The sequence below is a fragment of the Amycolatopsis acididurans genome, assembly GCF_012328925.1.
In the GTDB taxonomy this organism is placed as follows: Bacteria; Actinomycetota; Actinomycetes; order Mycobacteriales; family Pseudonocardiaceae; genus Amycolatopsis_E; species Amycolatopsis_E acididurans.
Map to the genome: position 1 here is coordinate 56,513 of NZ_JAAXLS010000033.1, position 14,337 is coordinate 70,849.

Sequence of the window (14,337 nt, forward strand, 5' to 3'; positions counted from 1 at the left end):
GCCGGTCCTCGGTAGTGGCTTCCGGGAGAACGCTCCCGTGAGCTTCGATCGAAGACCGGCCTCGTTCCTCGGGTGTCGCCCCGCAACGGCGGGACGAATGTGTCGCCACAAGGCAAACGAGGAGAACCATACATATGACCGACGCAGGCGGATTCACGGTGCACGAAACCGAAGCCGTCATCGACAACGGCAAGTTCGGCACCCGCACCGTCCGCTTCGAGACCGGGAGGCTGGCCCGTCAGGCCGCCGGGGCCGTCGTGGCCTACCTGGACGAAGAGACCATGCTGCTGTCGGCGACCACGGCTTCGAAGCACCCGAAGGAGCACTTCGACTTCTTCCCGCTGACCGTGGACGTCGAGGAGCGGATGTACGCCGCGGGCCGGATCCCGGGCGCGTTCTTCCGCCGTGAGGGCCGTCCCTCCACCGACGCCATCCTGACCTGCCGGCTGATCGACCGGCCGCTGCGCCCGTCGTTCACCGACGGGCTGCGCAACGAGATCCAGGTCGTCATCACGGTGCAGAGCCTGCACCCGGACGACCCGTACGACGTGCTGGCGATCAACGCCGCCTCGGCCTCCACCCAGATCGGCGGGCTGCCGTTCTCGGGCCCGGTCGGCGGTGTGCGCGTCGCGCTGATCGAGGGCCAGTGGGTCGCGTTCCCGACCTGGTCGCAGCTGGAGAAGGCCACCTTCAACATGGTGGTCGCCGGCCGGATCGTCGGTGACGACGTCGCGATCATGATGGTCGAGGCCGAGGGCACCGAGAACACGCTCGACCTGATCGCCGCGGGCGGCACCGCCCCGGACGAGGCCGTCGTGGCGCAGGGCCTGGATGCCGCCAAGCCGTTCATCCGCGTGCTGTGCCAGGCGCAGCAGCGGCTGGCCGACGCCGCCGCCAAGCCGACCGGCGACTTCCCGCTGTTCCCCGCCTACGAGCAGGACGCCTACGACGCGGTCGCCGCGATCGCGACCGAGCCGCTGGCCAAGGCGCTGACCATCGGCGGCAAGCAGGACCGCGACAACGCGACCGACGAGGTCAAGGCCGAACTGCTGGCCAAGGTCGGCGTCGGCGAGGGCGAGGCGTTCGCGGGCCGGGACAAGGAGATCGGTGCCGCGTTCCGCGCGCTGACCAAGAAGCTGATCCGCCAGCGCATCCTGCGCGACAAGGTCCGCATCGACGGCCGCGGCCTCACCGACATCCGCAGCCTCGCCGCCGAGGTCGGGCTGATCCCGCGGGCGCACGGTTCGGCGCTGTTCGAGCGCGGCGAGACCCAGATCCTGGGTGTCACCACGCTGAACATGCTGCGCATGGAGCAGCAGATCGACTCGCTGTCCCCGGAGACCACCAAGCGGTACCTGCACCACTACAACTTCCCGCCGTTCTCCACCGGTGAGACCGGCCGCGTCGGCTCGCCGAAGCGGCGGGAGATCGGGCACGGCATGCTCGCCGAGCGCGCGCTGGTGCCGGTGCTGCCGAAGCGGGACGAGTTCCCCTACGCGATCCGCCAGGTGTCGGAGGCGCTGGGCTCCAACGGCTCCACCTCGATGGGCTCGGTGTGCGCGTCCACGATGGGCCTGTTCAACGCCGGCGTGCCGCTCAAGGCGCCGGTCGCGGGCATCGCGATGGGCCTGGTGTCCGACGAGGTCGACGGCAAGACCGAGTATGTCGCGCTGACCGACATCCTCGGCGCCGAGGACGCCTTCGGTGACATGGACTTCAAGGTCGCGGGCACCAAGGACATCATCACCGCGCTGCAGCTGGACACCAAGCTCGACGGCATCCCCTCGGAGGTGCTCGGGGCCGCCCTCAACCAGGCCAAGGACGCGCGGCTCACGATCCTGGAGGTCATCGCCGAGGCGATCGACGGCCCGGACGAGATGAGCCCGTACGCCCCGCGGGTCACCAGCGTGAAGATCCCGGTCGACAAGATCGGCGAGGTCATCGGGCCGAAGGGCAAGATGATCAACTCGATCACCGAGGAGACCGGCGCCGACATCTCCATCGAGGACGACGGCACGATCTACGTGGGCGCGGCCGACGGCCCGTCGGCGGAGGCCGCGATCGGCAAGATCAACGCCATCGCCAACCCGCAGCTGCCGAAGGTGGGCGAGCGGTTCCTGGGCACGGTGGTGAAGACGGCCGCGTTCGGCGCGTTCGTCTCGCTGCTGCCGGGCAAGGACGGCCTGATCCACATCTCGAAGCTGGGCAACGGCAAGCGCATCGGCAAGGTCGAGGACGTGGTCAACGTGGGCGACAAGCTCCGCGTCGAGATCGCCGACATCGACAACCGCGGCAAGATCAGCCTGGTGCTCGTCAAGGAAGAGGACGAGAAGGCGGACAAGCCGGAGGACAAGGCCGAGAAGGCCGACGCCGCGCAGTAAGACACACCCCGCGATGGGCCCGTCCGTGCTGCCGCGCGGACGGGCCCATCGCTCGTCAGTAAGGAAGAAATGCCCGTACAGATTCCCGGATACGAGCAGCGAGCCGGCACCACCCGCACCCTGGACACCGGTGTGAAGCGCACCGTGCTGCCGGGTGGCCTGCGGGTCGTCACCGAGCACGTGCCGGGGGTGCGCTCGGCCACGGTGGGGCTGTGGGTGGGCATCGGCTCGCGCGACGAGTCGCCGAGTGTCGCCGGGGCCGCGCACTACCTGGAACACCTGCTGTTCAAGGGAACCCGGCACCGCACCGCGAGCCGGATCGCGGAGGAGATCGACGCCGTCGGCGGCGAGTTCAACGCGTTCACCGCCAAGGAACACACCTGCTACTACGCGCAGGTGCTCGACGAGGACCTGCCGCTGGCGATGGACCTGGTCACCGATGTCGTGTTCGACGCGCTGTGCACCGAGTCCGATGTGGAGACCGAGCGCAGCGTGGTGCTCGAGGAGATCGCCATGCGTGACGACGATCCCGAGGACCTGCTGCACGAGACGTTCACCTCCGCCGTGCTGGCCGGGCATCCGCTCGCCAAACCCGTGCTCGGCACCGAGGAGTCGATCACCGGGATGTCCGCGAAGGCGCTGCGCGGGTTCTACAAGCGCCGCTACACGATGCCGCGGATGGTGCTCGCGGTCGCAGGCAACATCGAGCACGCACAGGTTCTTCGCCTGGCGCGCAAGGCTTTGCGGTCGCGACCGTCCTCTTCGGACACTCCGGTTCCGCCGCGGGCGGGCAAGGCGCGCATCACCGCGCGGCCGGATCTGGTGCTGCACACCGACGACACCGAGCAGGCCCACGTGATGCTCGGCATGCGCGCGCTGTCCCGGCACGACGAGCGCCGGTACGCGCTGGGCGTGCTCAACGCGGCCCTGGGTGGCGGGATGAGTTCGCGGCTGTTCCAGGAGATCCGGGAGCAGCGCGGGCTGGCCTACCAGGTGTACTCGTCGGTGGCCTCCTACGCCGACACCGGGCACCTGTCGGTGTACGCCGGCTGCCAGCCGGAGCGGCTCGGCGAGGTCGCGCGCGTACTGCGCGACGTGCTCGGCACGATCGGCAAGGAGGGGTTCACCGACGCCGAGGTCGCCCGCGCCAAGGGGCAGTTGCGCGGCGGGCTGGTGCTGGGGCTGGAGGACACCGCGTCCCGCATGTCGCGCATCGGCAAGCAGGAGCTGAACTACGGCCGGTACGAAAGCGTGGACGCGACGGTCGCGCGGATCGACGCGGTCACCCCCGAGGAGGTGTATGACCTGGCTCGCAGTCTGTTCCGTACTCCCGGTGGCGTGTCGGTGGGCAGCGTGGTCGGGCCGTACGCTCATGAGGACGATTTGCCGGAGGACCTGCGAGAGGTGATCGCGTCGTGATTCGCGTCGGTGTGCTGGGTGCCCAGGGACGGATGGGTGCCACCGTGGTGAAGGCCGTGGAGGGCGCGGCCGACATGAAGCTCGTCGGCACGGCCGACGCCGGCGACGATCTCTCCGCGCTCGGCGACGCGCAGGCCGTCGTCGACTTCACCCACCCCGACGCGGTGATGGACAACCTGAAGTACCTGATCGACCACGACATCAACGCGGTCGTCGGCACCACCGGGTTCAGTGAGGAACGGCTCGCGACCGTGCGCGACTGGCTCTCCGCCAAGCCTGAGCTGGGCGTGCTGATCGCCCCGAACTTCGCCCTCGGCGCGGTACTCGCGATGCGCTTCGCACAGCAGGCGGCGCGGTTCTACGCCAGCGCCGAGGTGATCGAGCTGCACCACAACCGCAAGGCCGACGCGCCTTCGGGCACGGCGGCGCACACGGCACGGCTGCTGTCGCAGGCCCGTCGCGAGGCCGGCCTGGCGCCGGGTTCCGACGCGACCACGTCCGAGCTGGACGGCGCGCGCGGCGCCCAGGTCGAGGACGTGCGCGTGCACTCGGTGCGGCTACCCGGGCTGGTGGCGCACGAGGAGATCCTGTTCGGCGGCGAAGGCGAGACGCTGACCATCCGGCACGATTCGATGGACCGCAGCTCGTTCATGCCGGGCGTGCTGCTGGGCGTGCGCGAGGTGCTCAAGCGGCCGGGCCTGACCGTGGGCCTGGAGAACGTGCTCGACCTGTGAAAGCCCGCAACGTCGCCCTGCTGCTGACCGCCGCGCTGGTGGTCTACTTCGTCCTGCTCGGCTACCGCGCCATTCAGCTGCTGAGCACCGGCAGCGCCGCCGGCGCGGCGCTGGGAGCGGCGGTGCTGGTGCTGCCGCTGCTCGGGGTGTGGATCGTGGTGGCCACCTGGCGTTCGGGGCTGCGCATCCAGCGGCTCGGGCAGCGGCTCGACGAGGAGGGCGGCCTGCCCGACGCGTCCGACCTGCCACGCCGCCCGTCCGGCCGCGTCGACCGGGAGGCGGCCGACGCCTGGTTCGAGCAGCGGCGCGCGGAGCTGGAGCGGCATCCCGAAGACTGGCGCCACTGGTACCGGCTGGCCTACGCCTACGACATCGCGGGCGACCGCCGCCGCGCGCGCGCCACGATGCGCAAGGCGCTCGAACTCGAAGAGTCCGAGCGCCGCGCCTAGCCTCGCAGGAAATCCAGCACCGGGCCGGTCTGGCCGGTGATCGAGTGCGCCACGTCGGGCAGCATGGTCACGCTCGCCCGGGGCACCGTCGCCTCCAGCCGCCCCGCGGTCTCGTGCGAGTCGAACATCGCGTCGCGGCCGCCGACGATCGCCAGCACCGGCATCGTCAGCCGCTTCAGCGTGTCGTCGTCGAAGACCGGCAGTTTTTCCCTGCGTGGCAGGAAATGCGTGAAGATCAGCCCGAGATAGTCCGCGATCTCCGGCGTCTCGTTCGCGTCGACACCGGCCACCGCCTTCATCGACTTGCGCAGGCCCCACTTCCCGAACGGCTTGTACAGCAGCGTCTTGAACACCCAGCCATACGTCTGCCGTCCGATCCCGCCGGGGCACAGCAGCGCGAGCCGCGTCACGCGCTCCGGACGCCGGGTCGCGTAGTCGAGCGCCAGCCAGCCGCCCAGCGACATCCCGGCTATCGCGACCCGGGTGAGACCGAGGGCGTCGAGCACGTCGTCGAGCCACAGTGCGTACGCCTCGGAGTCCAGCGCCGGCCGCGACCGGGCGCTGAACCCCGGCTCGCCGATCATGTCCACGGCGTACACGCGGAGGTGCTTCGCCCACTCCGCCACGTCCGCCAGCCACATGACCGTGTTCGTGCCGGAGCCGTGGAACAGCACCAGCGGTGGCGCGCCGGCCGGCCCGCTCACGACGACGAACGTCTCGCCCTCCCGTGTGGACACTCGCCGGTGCTCGGCGGGAACCGGCCACGACTTCAGGGCCTCGCCGTAGCGGCGCAGGATCTCCTGCCCGCCCGCCTCGGTCTTGTAGATCACGACCGCAGCACCGCCTCCACACTGTCGAGCAGCCGTGCCGTTTCGGCCGGCTCCCCGAAGATGATGATCTTCATCTTCCCCCTCTCTTCGTCGTAAGCCGTGCTGACCCGCAGCAGGTTCTCGCCCGGATGCGCGCTCGTGGCCATCAGCAGGGTGCTGATCCGGCTCGCGGTGTGCGGGCTGACCGCGTCGATCTCGACCACGCTCGAGACCTCCACATGCCGCGTACGGCGCACCTCGGACTCGTCGGTCACCGCGGCGCCGACGAACGCCTCCAGGTCCTCATGCGTGATCCGGTACTGCTTGCCGATGCGGACCGCGTTGAGCCGCCCGTCGCGCAGGTAGCCGCGCACCGTGCGGACGTGCAGGCCGAGTCGCTCGGCGACCTCCTCTGCCGAGTAGAGCTTTTTGGACATATAAGTACACTAACAGACACTTGAAGGGATCAATAGGTAATTTTAGGGAAGTTGAGGGAATTAGACGTGTAGCCAGGATGCGAACAGCGCCGGGCACGCCGCGAGCACGCTGTACCGGACGAATCGCCCGGCGAGACCGGCGGTGAGGAAGGTGGACATCCGCATGTCGGCGAGACCGGCGAGCACGGTGGTCGCCATGAACGGCGGCAGCCCGATGACCGAGCTGACCCCGTAGGTGCTCGTCATCCAGAACGGATGCCGGTGACACCGCTCCCGCAGCGCTTCCACCTTGGCGCGCAACCACTTCGTGCGCAGGCGCCAGCGTTCGCGGCGTGGCGTGGGCGGGCGCTGGCGGTGCAGCCTGTCGTGCAGGAACGGCGGGAGGTGGATCGAGCCGCGCGCGGCGAGGTAGTACAGCAGTTTTCCGGCCATCTGGCCGACCGCGACCGCGGCGCCGATGAGGAACCAGTGCACGGTCGGCTCGCTGGACACCAGGCCGATGACGAAGACCTCGACGCTCACGATGGGGACGAGGGCAGACCCGAAGGCGACACCGAGCGTCAGGCAGAACCAGCCGAGCATCGCGCCTCCTGGGAGTCCACCGTCACGGTAACAGTCACGCAGGTGGTGGCGGGGTGGTTCACCGTACTGTTCGCTTCCTGTTGACCACCGTCCGGTCATCTTCAGTCCATCTCGTGGTGAAACTCTGGTGCCGTGCGGCCAAAGATCACCTCTGCCCCCGAGCGTTTCGAAGCCTTCTGTGCCGCGGTCGTGCGCCCGTTGCCGTTCCGGTTGCCGGCCAGCGTGCTCGGCTTCGCGATCATCAACGGGTTCACCTTCGGAGTGGACCTCGTGCTGCTGACCGTCGGCCACAGCGTGCTGGGCCTGCCGTTGCCGGTGAGCATCACCATCGCGTACGTGTCCGCCTTCGGCCTCAGCTTCGTGCTCAACCGCGCGCTGAACTTCCGCTCGCACGCGCCGGTGGGCGGGCAGGCGGTCAAATACGCGATCGCCATCGCGGTCAACTACCTGGCGTTCATCCTCGGCGTCGGGGCGGGCCTGGCCGCGCTCGGCGTCGAATACCACCTCGCCCGGGTGCTCGCGGGCGCCTGCGAAGCGATATTCATGTACAGCGCCATGCGCTGGGTCGTGTTCGCGGAGTCACGGTCCGGGGCCGAAGAGGGGACCCGGTCGCCGCGCGCGACACGCGGGCAACCAAGATAGAGGGTGCCGCGTGAGATCCGTGATACTTCACGTGGCCAGGACCTGGGAGAAACGACTTGAGATCTGTCCTCTCGACGCTGAGGCACGGTAGTGCGGCCGAGCGACTGCGCCTCGGTCTCGAGCTCCTGCTGGCGCTGGTGTTCTTCGCCGCCCTCGCCTATTACGCGCACGGGATCCGCAAGTGGCCGACCGACGTCGACGTCTACCGGCTCGGCGCGGACACATTCCTCAAGGGCCACTCGATCTACACCCAGCTGCCGGTCTCGTCGGTCGGCGGCGCGCTGCCCTACACCTACCCGCCGTTCTCGGCGGTGCTGTTCACGCCGCTGGCGATCCTCCCGCCGCACATCGGCTACCCGCTGCTCACCGGCGCCACGTGCATCGCGCTGATCCCACTGGTTCTGGCCTATCGCAAGAGCTCGCCGGAGCTGGCCCGTTACCTGAGCAAGCCGTGGATGGTCATGGCGGGTGCGTGCGTGCTGGTGGTGGCGCACCCGGTGGCGAACACGATCTTCTGGGGCCAGATCAACGTCCTGCTGATGATGCTGGTCGCGGTCGACATCCTGTGGCCGAACCCGAAGTGGCCGCGTGGCGCGCTGATCGGTATCGCGGCGGCGGTCAAGCTCACCCCCGCCGGGTTCTGCCTGCTGTTCCTGCTCCGCAAGGACTACCGCTCCATCGTCACGAGCTTCCTCAGCTTCCTCGTGTGCAGCGCGATCGCGTTCGTGCTGATGCCGAGCGACTCGATCACGTACTGGACCGACCGCGTCTTCCACGCCACGGGCATGAACATCGGCCCGATCCACGCGAACGAATCGTGGTCGGCCACGTTCGAGAAGCTGGGCATGTCGGGTACTTCGCTCACGCTCGTCAGCGGTATCGGCGTGCTGGGCATCGTCGCGATGACGTGGCTGGGCACCAAGCGTGCGCTCGACGACGGCAATCTCGCGCTCGCGCTGGGCGTGAACGCCACCGGCGTGCTGCTGGTGTCGCCGATCTCGTGGTCGCATCACTGGGTGCTCGCGCTGCCCACCGCCGCGATCGTCATGGTGATGGGCTACCAGCGGCACAAGTTCTGGCTGCTGGCCTCGGGCTGGTTCGGCGTGCTGATCCTGTGGCTCGCACCGCACTACTGGGTTCCGCTGGAGTACCAGAACTGGAGCTTCGCGCAGAAGATCGTCGGCAGCAGCTACCAGATCATCGCGGTCGCTTTCCTGATCGTGATGACGGTGCTGTGGTTCCGTGGCCGCAAGAACACCGTGGCCCCCTCAGCCGACGAGCTCGATTTCGAGCTGGCCGGTCAGCCTGACCTCGCGCACCCGGCGCTGGCCGGTGTCGAGCGTACGAATGGTGCCGTCCGGACGCCAGCCCGCGCGACGGAAGAAGCTCAGTGACGCCGAGTCCGACTCGGCGACCCAGGTGATCCCGCGCTCCGCGCCGTTGTGACGCAGGCTCGCGGCGGCCTCGGCGAGCAGCCGTCCGCCGTGGCCGCGCCTGCCCCAGCGTGGTTCGACGAGGATCGTCGCGATCAGCCCGGTGCGCGCGGCGTCCTCCGGCAGCTTGCCGGAGGCCAGCGCGACCTCCTCTTCGGGTGCGGGGCCTGCGACGCAGAAACCGACCGTGAACGTGCCCTCGGCGGCGATGTGCACGGTCGTGGCGGGGTGCGCGATGGCCTCGGCCCACTGTTGTTCCGCGGTGGCCTCCAGCTGGGCCAGCGCCTGTTCGCCGAGCAGGTCGGCGAACGCGGTGCGCCACGTGACGCGCTGGATGCGGGCGATTTCCGCGGCGTCGGTGGCGACGGCGGCACGGACTGCGGCGGTGCTCATGCGTACGCACACTACGAGCCCGGGTTTTGTCGGTGGGTGGTGGCACTATGACGTGCGATGGACACGATGAGTGTGGCGGTCGCGCGGCGGATGGCGCTGGCCGCTCAGGGATTCGCCGATCCGCGCCCGGAGGCCGCCACGCGAAGGCATCTGCGGCGGGTGCTTTCGCGCGTGCAGCTGATCCAGCTGGATTCGGTGAACGTCGCGGTGCGTGCGCACTACGCGCCGTTGTTCTCGCGGCTGGGGGACTACGACCGGACGCTGGTCGACGAGGCGGCGTGGGCGCACAGCGCGCGTAAACCCCGGCTGCTGGTGGAGACGTGGGCGCACGAGGCCAGCCTGGTGCCGGTGCAGGACTGGCCGTTGCTGCAGTCGCGGGCCAAGCGCAGCGGCTGGTGGCGGCACTACGAGCCGATCCTGAAGCGCTCGCCCGCGATGGTCGACGACATTCTGGCCGTGGTGAAGGAGCTGGGCCCGGTCGGCGCGGGGCGGATCGAGCGCGAGGTCGTGGGGGAGTCGCAGCGCAGGCAGGGGCCGTGGTGGGACCGGTCCGAGGTCAAGAAGATCTGTGAGTACCTGTTCGGGATCGGGCAGCTGACCACGGGTACGCGGCGGTCGTTCGAGCGGTTGTACGACCTGACGGAGCGGGTGCTGCCGCCCGAGGTGCTGGCGCGGCGGGTCAGCCCGGAGGAGGGTGCGCGCGAGCTGATCGCGCGGTCGGCGCAGGCGCTCGGGGTGGCCACGGAACCGGATTTGCGGGACTACTACCGGCTCGGTCCGGAGGTCAGTCACCAGGCGGTGGCGGAGCTGGTGGAGGCGGGCGTGCTGGAGCCGGTGCGGGTGCGCACGTGGCGGGCGCCCGCGTACCGGTACGCCGGGGCGAAGACGCCGCGCAAGGTCACCGGGCGGGCCTTGCTGTGCCCGTTCGACCCGCTGATCTGGGAACGCGCCCGCACCGAGCGGCTTTTCGGTTTCCGGTACCGCATCGAGATTTACGTGCCGGAGCCCAAGCGGCAGTACGGGTATTACGTGTTCCCGTTCCTGCTGGACGGTGAGCTGGTGGCGAGGGTGGACCTGAAGGCGGACCGGGAGGCCGGGGTGCTGCGCGTGCAGGGCGCCTTCGCCGAGCCGGATGCCGACGTGCCCCGCGTGGCGGGCGAACTGGCGGCGGAACTGCGTCTGATGGCGGACTGGCTGTCGCTGGACCGCGTCGTGGTGGGGGAGCGGGGTGATCTGGCGCCGATACTGCGCAGGGCGTAGGGGCAACGGGCATCGGGGCGACGGCAGCGGCGCGCAGGAACGGTCTCGGCGGGGCGAGACGCGGCGGCGGACAGGCGATGACGCGCGCGGGCCCCGCGACCGGACCATCGGCTCACGACAGGCCGGTCCCGCGACCGTCTTCGAGGAGGCTCACCTCGCAGACCGACGCGCGCAGCGGTGAGCTGCCGCTGGTCGGGTCGCTCGGCCGCTGGCTGAGTATCGCGTTGAGGTTCGCGCTGCCGGGACCGAATGGTGGGTAGCCGGGCAGGTCCAGCTCGGCGCAGCCCTGCCACCAGCCGTGCTGCCCGCACACGACGTCGGGAGCCAGCCCGGTGGTCAGCTTGGCGCGGGCTCGGACACTCCCGTGCGGCGTTTCGATCCTGACCCAGTCCCCGGCGCGGATACCGCGCGCGGCGGCGGCGTCGGGATGCAGCTCGACCTGGGGGTCGCGTGCCTTGCGCCGCAGGCTGGCCAGGCCGCGATGCTGGGTTTCACAGAACCACAACGACTTCGCGGAGGTGAGGATGAGCGGGAAGCGTCCGGCCAGGTCCGGGCGCGATCTCGGGCTGGTGCGGGGCTCCTCGAACTCCGGCAGTGGCGGGTATCCGTGCTGGGCGAGCAACTCGGAAAACAGCTCGACCTTGCCCGATGGCGTGGGAAACCCGCGTTCGGTGTACTTGCGGTAGCGGGTGGTGAGCGGCACGCGCACCCCGGCGGGCGAGTCGCGGAGCTGCTGCGGCGTCAGACCGCTCGGCGCGAGCTGATACCGCCAGGCCGCTTCGATGTCGCCGTTCCAGAAGTGTTCACCGAGCCCGAGCCGGCAGGCGAGCGCGAAGATGATCTCCATATCGGAGCGGGACTCACCACGTGCGGGCACGAGCGGCGTGCGCAGCTGAACGAATGACTGTGCGTCGGCGCTCGTCTCGAACCCGATCTTGAGCGCCTCGGTCTCGAAAGCACTCGCCGCTGGGAGCACGATGTCGGCCAGCTCCACGGTCGGGCTCAGGAACAGGTCGGTATGCACGAAGAAGTCGAGTGAGGCGAGCGCCTCGCGCCCGCGAGCGCTGTCCCCGTGCGCCATCATCAGGTTGGCGCCGAAGTTCACCAGGCCACGGACCCGGTACGGATCCCCCTCGAGCGCAGCGGTGTAGAGGTCCTCGCCGGTGACGAACTCGAACCTCGCCGGCCCGAGCGGGCGCTGCTGCACGCCGATCGTCTTGGCGCGCTGGCCCGGGGCGATCAGTTCGGTGCCCTCGACGGAGTTGGCCGGGACACCGGCGAACAGGACGTTGCCGCCCGGCACGTCGAGGCTGCCGGTGAGCGCGTAGAGCTGGTTGATCGCGCGCACGGTCTGTGTGGTGTTGCTGTGCTGTTCCAGGCCGCTCCAGGTGTAGAACGCGACCGGACGCGACTCCCACAGCGTGCGTGCGGTGCGCTCGATCTCCGCGGCCGGCACACCGGTGATCCCCTCGGCCGCCGCCGGTGCCATCCGCGCGCATTCCTCGCTGAGCACCCCGAACACCGGCCGGCACGGTACGGGTCCGTCGGCAGTGGGCACGTCGAAGGTGCCGGAGAGCGCCAGGCGCGCCTCCTCCACCGCGTAGCCGTGCGCCGGGTCGTAGGTGACCGGCTCGTCGCGCCGGGTGTCCCAGGAGAGGTAACGGCCGCCTGCCCGCAGCAGGCGCCCGGTGTCGGTACGGACGAGCAGTGGCGCGTTCGTCCACTGTCGCACGAACTCCACGTCGAACCAGCCGCGCTCGATCATCACATGGCTGAGCGACAGTGCCAGTGCGGTGTCGGTGCCGGGGCGGACCCGCAGCCAGTGGTGCGCCTTGCCGGCCAGTCCGGCCCGCCGCGGATCGACGACGACGAGCCGAGCGCCGTGGGCGAGTGCGGCGACCGTGCTGGTGGCGTGCGCGAGCCGGGAGATCGACGGGTTGTAGCCCCAGTACAGGATGCAGCCGGCGTGCTCGAGATCCGGGACGAAGGCGCCCGGCACGGGCATCCCGTAGGTGTAGGTCGGGGCGAGGTGACGGCCCCAGCCGCACAGTTCCATGTAGGAGCACAGGTTCGGGCTGCCGAACGCGCGCCGCAGCCGGTTCATCCAGTCCACGGAATCCGACATCGCCGACGTCGACGGCGAGGCGGAACCGAACGCGACGCACTCGGGGCCCGACTCGCGAGCCAGTCTGGTGAGCCGCTCCGCGACCGTGTCCAGCGCCTCGTCCCAGCTGATCCGCTGCCAGCCCGGATCCGCCGCCCCCTTCGGGCTGGTGCGCTTGAGCGGATGAAGCAGCCGGTCGCGGTGGTACACCAGCTCCGGCGCGGCCTTGCCCTTCACGCACAACGCCTTCCCCGTCGGGTGGGCAGGCGCCGGTTCCAGTGCGACCAGGGTGCCGTCGCGGATCGTGGCCGTGGCCCCGCAACGGGACACGCACAGCGCGCAGAAGGTCGGCACCCGCGTGCCGTCGGAAGGCCCCAGGGACGCCGTCGTGCCCATGACCGGAAGTCGTGTTCGACCCGCGTGCGTTACGCGCGTATCCGAGTGCGGGCGAGGAGCCCCTTGCGGGACCCCTCGCCACCCCCTGAAGCGAGCCGGCTGCGATCGTCAGCGGGCCCGGTGGATCACTGCGTGGCGCGGGTGACCACGGCGGTGCCCGAGCCGGTGCGGGCGCGCACGTGCAGGGTCACCTCGTCCTCGGGCGGTTCCAGCGCCACGTCCAGTTCACTGTGGACCTTCCCGGCCGCCGCCGTCAGGTCCACCTCCGCCGTCACGCCAGGGCGCACGCCGATCCGCACGTCCCCGGAACCGGTGATGAGCTCCAGGGTGCCGCTCGCCGCTTCCGCGACCGAGATCGCGCCGCTTCCGCTGCGGGCCATGACCTCGCCGGCCGCCGCGCCCAGCCAGATGTCGCCGGTTCCGGTGGCGAGTGTGGCCGAACCGGACAGCGACGACGCCTCGACCGCACCACTTCCCGTCCGCACCTGCAACCCGGACAACGCGGGCCCGAGGCGGATCGCGCCGGAGCCCGTCCGCACCGTGGCCGCGCCGTCGGCCCGGTCCAGTCGCACCTCGCCGGTCCCGCTCATCACGTCGGCGCGCCCGCAGGTGCCGGTGACGGTGACCTCCGCCGAGCCGGCACGGATCTCCAGGTGTGTCCCGGCCGGTGCTTTCACCGTGATCGCGAGCGGGATGTTGCGCAGTGGCAAGGCTTTCGGCGCGTGCACGACCAACCGGTTACCGGTCCGCTCGATCCGCGTCTGCCGCAGCGCGTCCCCCGGCGTGCCCCGGAAATCCCCGCCGATCTGGTCGGCGAAGCGCTCGCTGACCCAGTTCAGCAGATTCGTCATGCCCTGCGCCCATGGCTCCCGGACATCCGGATCGTGCCGGATCTCCACGCTGGCCTCGGTGAGATCGGCGATGAGCTCGATCGTCACGCGGCCCAGGGTCACGTTGACATCGAGGTCCACCGGCCCCTCGACGGTGAAGGCTTGCGTACGGACCAGATGTTCGGCCGGTTGTTCGCTCATGGTCATCCCCTGACCCAGCCGTGCAGATGTGAATCGGTGCGCTTGCCGGGCTTCGGCTCGGACTCGCGCTCGCCCCGGAAGTAGCTGCTGCCGTGCAGCGCGCCCTGCACGGCCTGCGAGATGAACGTGTTCAGCGAGACGCCCTGCGCGGCCGCGGCCTGCTCGGCCTGCCCCTTGATCTGCTCGACCATGCGCAGCGTCATCCGCGCGATGTTGTCACTGCCCTCCGGCCCTGGCGGCGGGGGCGGAGGCGGCGGGGGAGGAGGC

At 70.0% G+C, this 14,337-nt stretch carries 13 protein-coding genes and 1 pseudogene; 7 read left to right on the forward strand and 7 right to left on the reverse strand.

Annotation, left to right across the window (positions count from 1 at the left end):
- The first annotated feature begins 134 nt into the window (after positions 1 to 134).
- The 4 genes from HFP15_RS30820 to HFP15_RS30835 all read left to right on the forward strand — a co-directional run bounded on the left by HFP15_RS30820 (position 135) and on the right by HFP15_RS30835 (position 4,983).
- Positions 135 to 2,381, forward strand: coding sequence for a polyribonucleotide nucleotidyltransferase (locus HFP15_RS30820; RefSeq protein ID WP_168520296.1), 2,247 nt, complete (start codon positions 135 to 137; stop codon positions 2,379 to 2,381).
- A gap of 69 nt (positions 2,382 to 2,450) precedes the next feature.
- Entirely contained in the window at positions 2,451 to 3,800 is a 1,350-nt protein-coding gene (locus HFP15_RS30825) for a M16 family metallopeptidase (protein WP_168520297.1), read from the forward strand.
- Positions 3,797 to 4,534, forward strand: coding sequence for a 4-hydroxy-tetrahydrodipicolinate reductase (dapB, locus tag HFP15_RS30830; RefSeq protein WP_312871828.1), 738 nt, complete (start codon positions 3,797 to 3,799; stop codon positions 4,532 to 4,534). The genes HFP15_RS30825 and dapB overlap by 4 nt, the downstream gene beginning before the upstream one ends.
- Positions 4,531 to 4,983, forward strand: coding sequence for a tetratricopeptide repeat protein (locus HFP15_RS30835; protein WP_168520298.1), 453 nt, complete (start codon positions 4,531 to 4,533; stop codon positions 4,981 to 4,983). The genes dapB and HFP15_RS30835 overlap by 4 nt, the downstream gene beginning before the upstream one ends.
- On the opposite strand, the gene HFP15_RS30840 is transcribed toward HFP15_RS30835, so the two are convergent.
- Genes HFP15_RS30840 through HFP15_RS30850 form a run of 3 tightly spaced genes read right to left on the reverse strand, consistent with a single transcriptional unit; the run spans position 4,980 to position 6,811 of the window.
- The gene (locus tag HFP15_RS30840) at positions 4,980 to 5,813 is read right to left on the reverse strand and encodes an alpha/beta fold hydrolase (RefSeq protein WP_168520299.1); all 834 of its coding nucleotides are present in this window, start codon (positions 5,811 to 5,813) and stop codon (positions 4,980 to 4,982) included. The genes HFP15_RS30835 and HFP15_RS30840 overlap by 4 nt on opposite strands.
- On the reverse strand, positions 5,810 to 6,229 hold the full coding sequence (locus tag HFP15_RS30845; RefSeq protein WP_168520300.1) for a helix-turn-helix domain-containing protein: 420 nt from the start codon (positions 6,227 to 6,229) through the stop codon (positions 5,810 to 5,812). Before HFP15_RS30845 ends, HFP15_RS30840 begins: the two co-directional genes overlap by 4 nt.
- A 60-nt stretch (positions 6,230 to 6,289) precedes the next feature.
- Positions 6,290 to 6,811 carry a hypothetical protein gene (locus HFP15_RS30850; RefSeq protein ID WP_168520301.1) on the reverse strand — a complete coding sequence of 174 codons (522 nt, stop codon included), beginning with the start codon at positions 6,809 to 6,811 and terminating at the stop codon, positions 6,290 to 6,292.
- 132 nt (positions 6,812 to 6,943) lie between these two features.
- Here HFP15_RS30850 and HFP15_RS30855 point away from each other — a divergent pair, with 132 nt between their 5' ends.
- Both HFP15_RS30855 and HFP15_RS30860 read left to right on the forward strand, forming a co-directional pair.
- Entirely contained in the window at positions 6,944 to 7,453 is a 510-nt protein-coding gene (locus tag HFP15_RS30855; protein ID WP_312871829.1) for a GtrA family protein, read from the forward strand.
- A 137-nt stretch (positions 7,454 to 7,590) separates the two neighbouring features.
- A pseudogene (locus tag HFP15_RS30860) lies at positions 7,591 to 8,436 on the forward strand (glycosyltransferase family 87 protein); the annotation flags it as partial.
- Positions 8,437 to 8,721: 285 nt separating this feature from the next.
- Here the strand turns inward: HFP15_RS30860 and HFP15_RS30865 are convergent.
- Complete coding sequence (locus HFP15_RS30865) at positions 8,722 to 9,279, reverse strand: GNAT family N-acetyltransferase (RefSeq protein WP_168520302.1); 558 nt, start codon at positions 9,277 to 9,279, stop codon at positions 8,722 to 8,724.
- 57 nt (positions 9,280 to 9,336) lie between these two features.
- On the opposite strand from HFP15_RS30865, the gene HFP15_RS30870 reads away from it, so the two are divergent.
- On the forward strand, positions 9,337 to 10,539 hold the full coding sequence (locus HFP15_RS30870; RefSeq protein ID WP_168520303.1) for a winged helix-turn-helix domain-containing protein: 1,203 nt from the start codon (positions 9,337 to 9,339) through the stop codon (positions 10,537 to 10,539).
- A 112-nt stretch (positions 10,540 to 10,651) separates the two neighbouring features.
- On the opposite strand, the gene HFP15_RS30875 is transcribed toward HFP15_RS30870, so the two are convergent.
- The 3 genes from HFP15_RS30875 to HFP15_RS30885 all read right to left on the reverse strand — a co-directional run.
- On the reverse strand, positions 10,652 to 13,039 hold the full coding sequence (locus tag HFP15_RS30875) for a molybdopterin-containing oxidoreductase family protein (protein WP_168520304.1): 2,388 nt from the start codon (positions 13,037 to 13,039) through the stop codon (positions 10,652 to 10,654).
- A gap of 125 nt (positions 13,040 to 13,164) precedes the next feature.
- Positions 13,165 to 14,076 carry a DUF4097 family beta strand repeat-containing protein gene (locus HFP15_RS30880; protein WP_168520305.1) on the reverse strand — a complete coding sequence of 304 codons (912 nt, stop codon included), beginning with the start codon at positions 14,074 to 14,076 and terminating at the stop codon, positions 13,165 to 13,167.
- The coding region (locus HFP15_RS30885) for a toxin-antitoxin system HicB family antitoxin (RefSeq protein ID WP_168520306.1) at positions 14,073 to 14,337 on the reverse strand (265 nt) is incomplete at its 5' end. The genes HFP15_RS30885 and HFP15_RS30880, both read right to left, overlap by 4 nt.

What these genes read in the sequence shown, in the direction of transcription:
- HFP15_RS30865 (WP_168520302.1), bottom strand. Translation starts at nt 9,279, where the DNA reads ATGAGCACCGCCGCAGTCCGTGCCGCCGTCGCCACCGACGCCGCGGAA.
- HFP15_RS30850 (WP_168520301.1), bottom strand. Translation starts at nt 6,811, where the DNA reads ATGCTCGGCTGGTTCTGCCTGACGCTCGGTGTCGCCTTCGGGTCTGCC.
- HFP15_RS30880 (WP_168520305.1), bottom strand. Translation starts at nt 14,076, where the DNA reads ATGACCATGAGCGAACAACCGGCCGAACATCTGGTCCGTACGCAAGCC.
- HFP15_RS30820 (WP_168520296.1), top strand. Translation starts at nt 135, where the DNA reads ATGACCGACGCAGGCGGATTCACGGTGCACGAAACCGAAGCCGTCATC.
- HFP15_RS30825 (WP_168520297.1), top strand. Translation starts at nt 2,451, where the DNA reads ATGCCCGTACAGATTCCCGGATACGAGCAGCGAGCCGGCACCACCCGC.
- HFP15_RS30845 (WP_168520300.1), bottom strand. Translation starts at nt 6,229, where the DNA reads ATGTCCAAAAAGCTCTACTCGGCAGAGGAGGTCGCCGAGCGACTCGGC.
- HFP15_RS30870 (WP_168520303.1), top strand. Translation starts at nt 9,337, where the DNA reads ATGGACACGATGAGTGTGGCGGTCGCGCGGCGGATGGCGCTGGCCGCT.
- HFP15_RS30875 (WP_168520304.1), bottom strand. Translation starts at nt 13,039, where the DNA reads ATGGGCACGACGGCGTCCCTGGGGCCTTCCGACGGCACGCGGGTGCCG.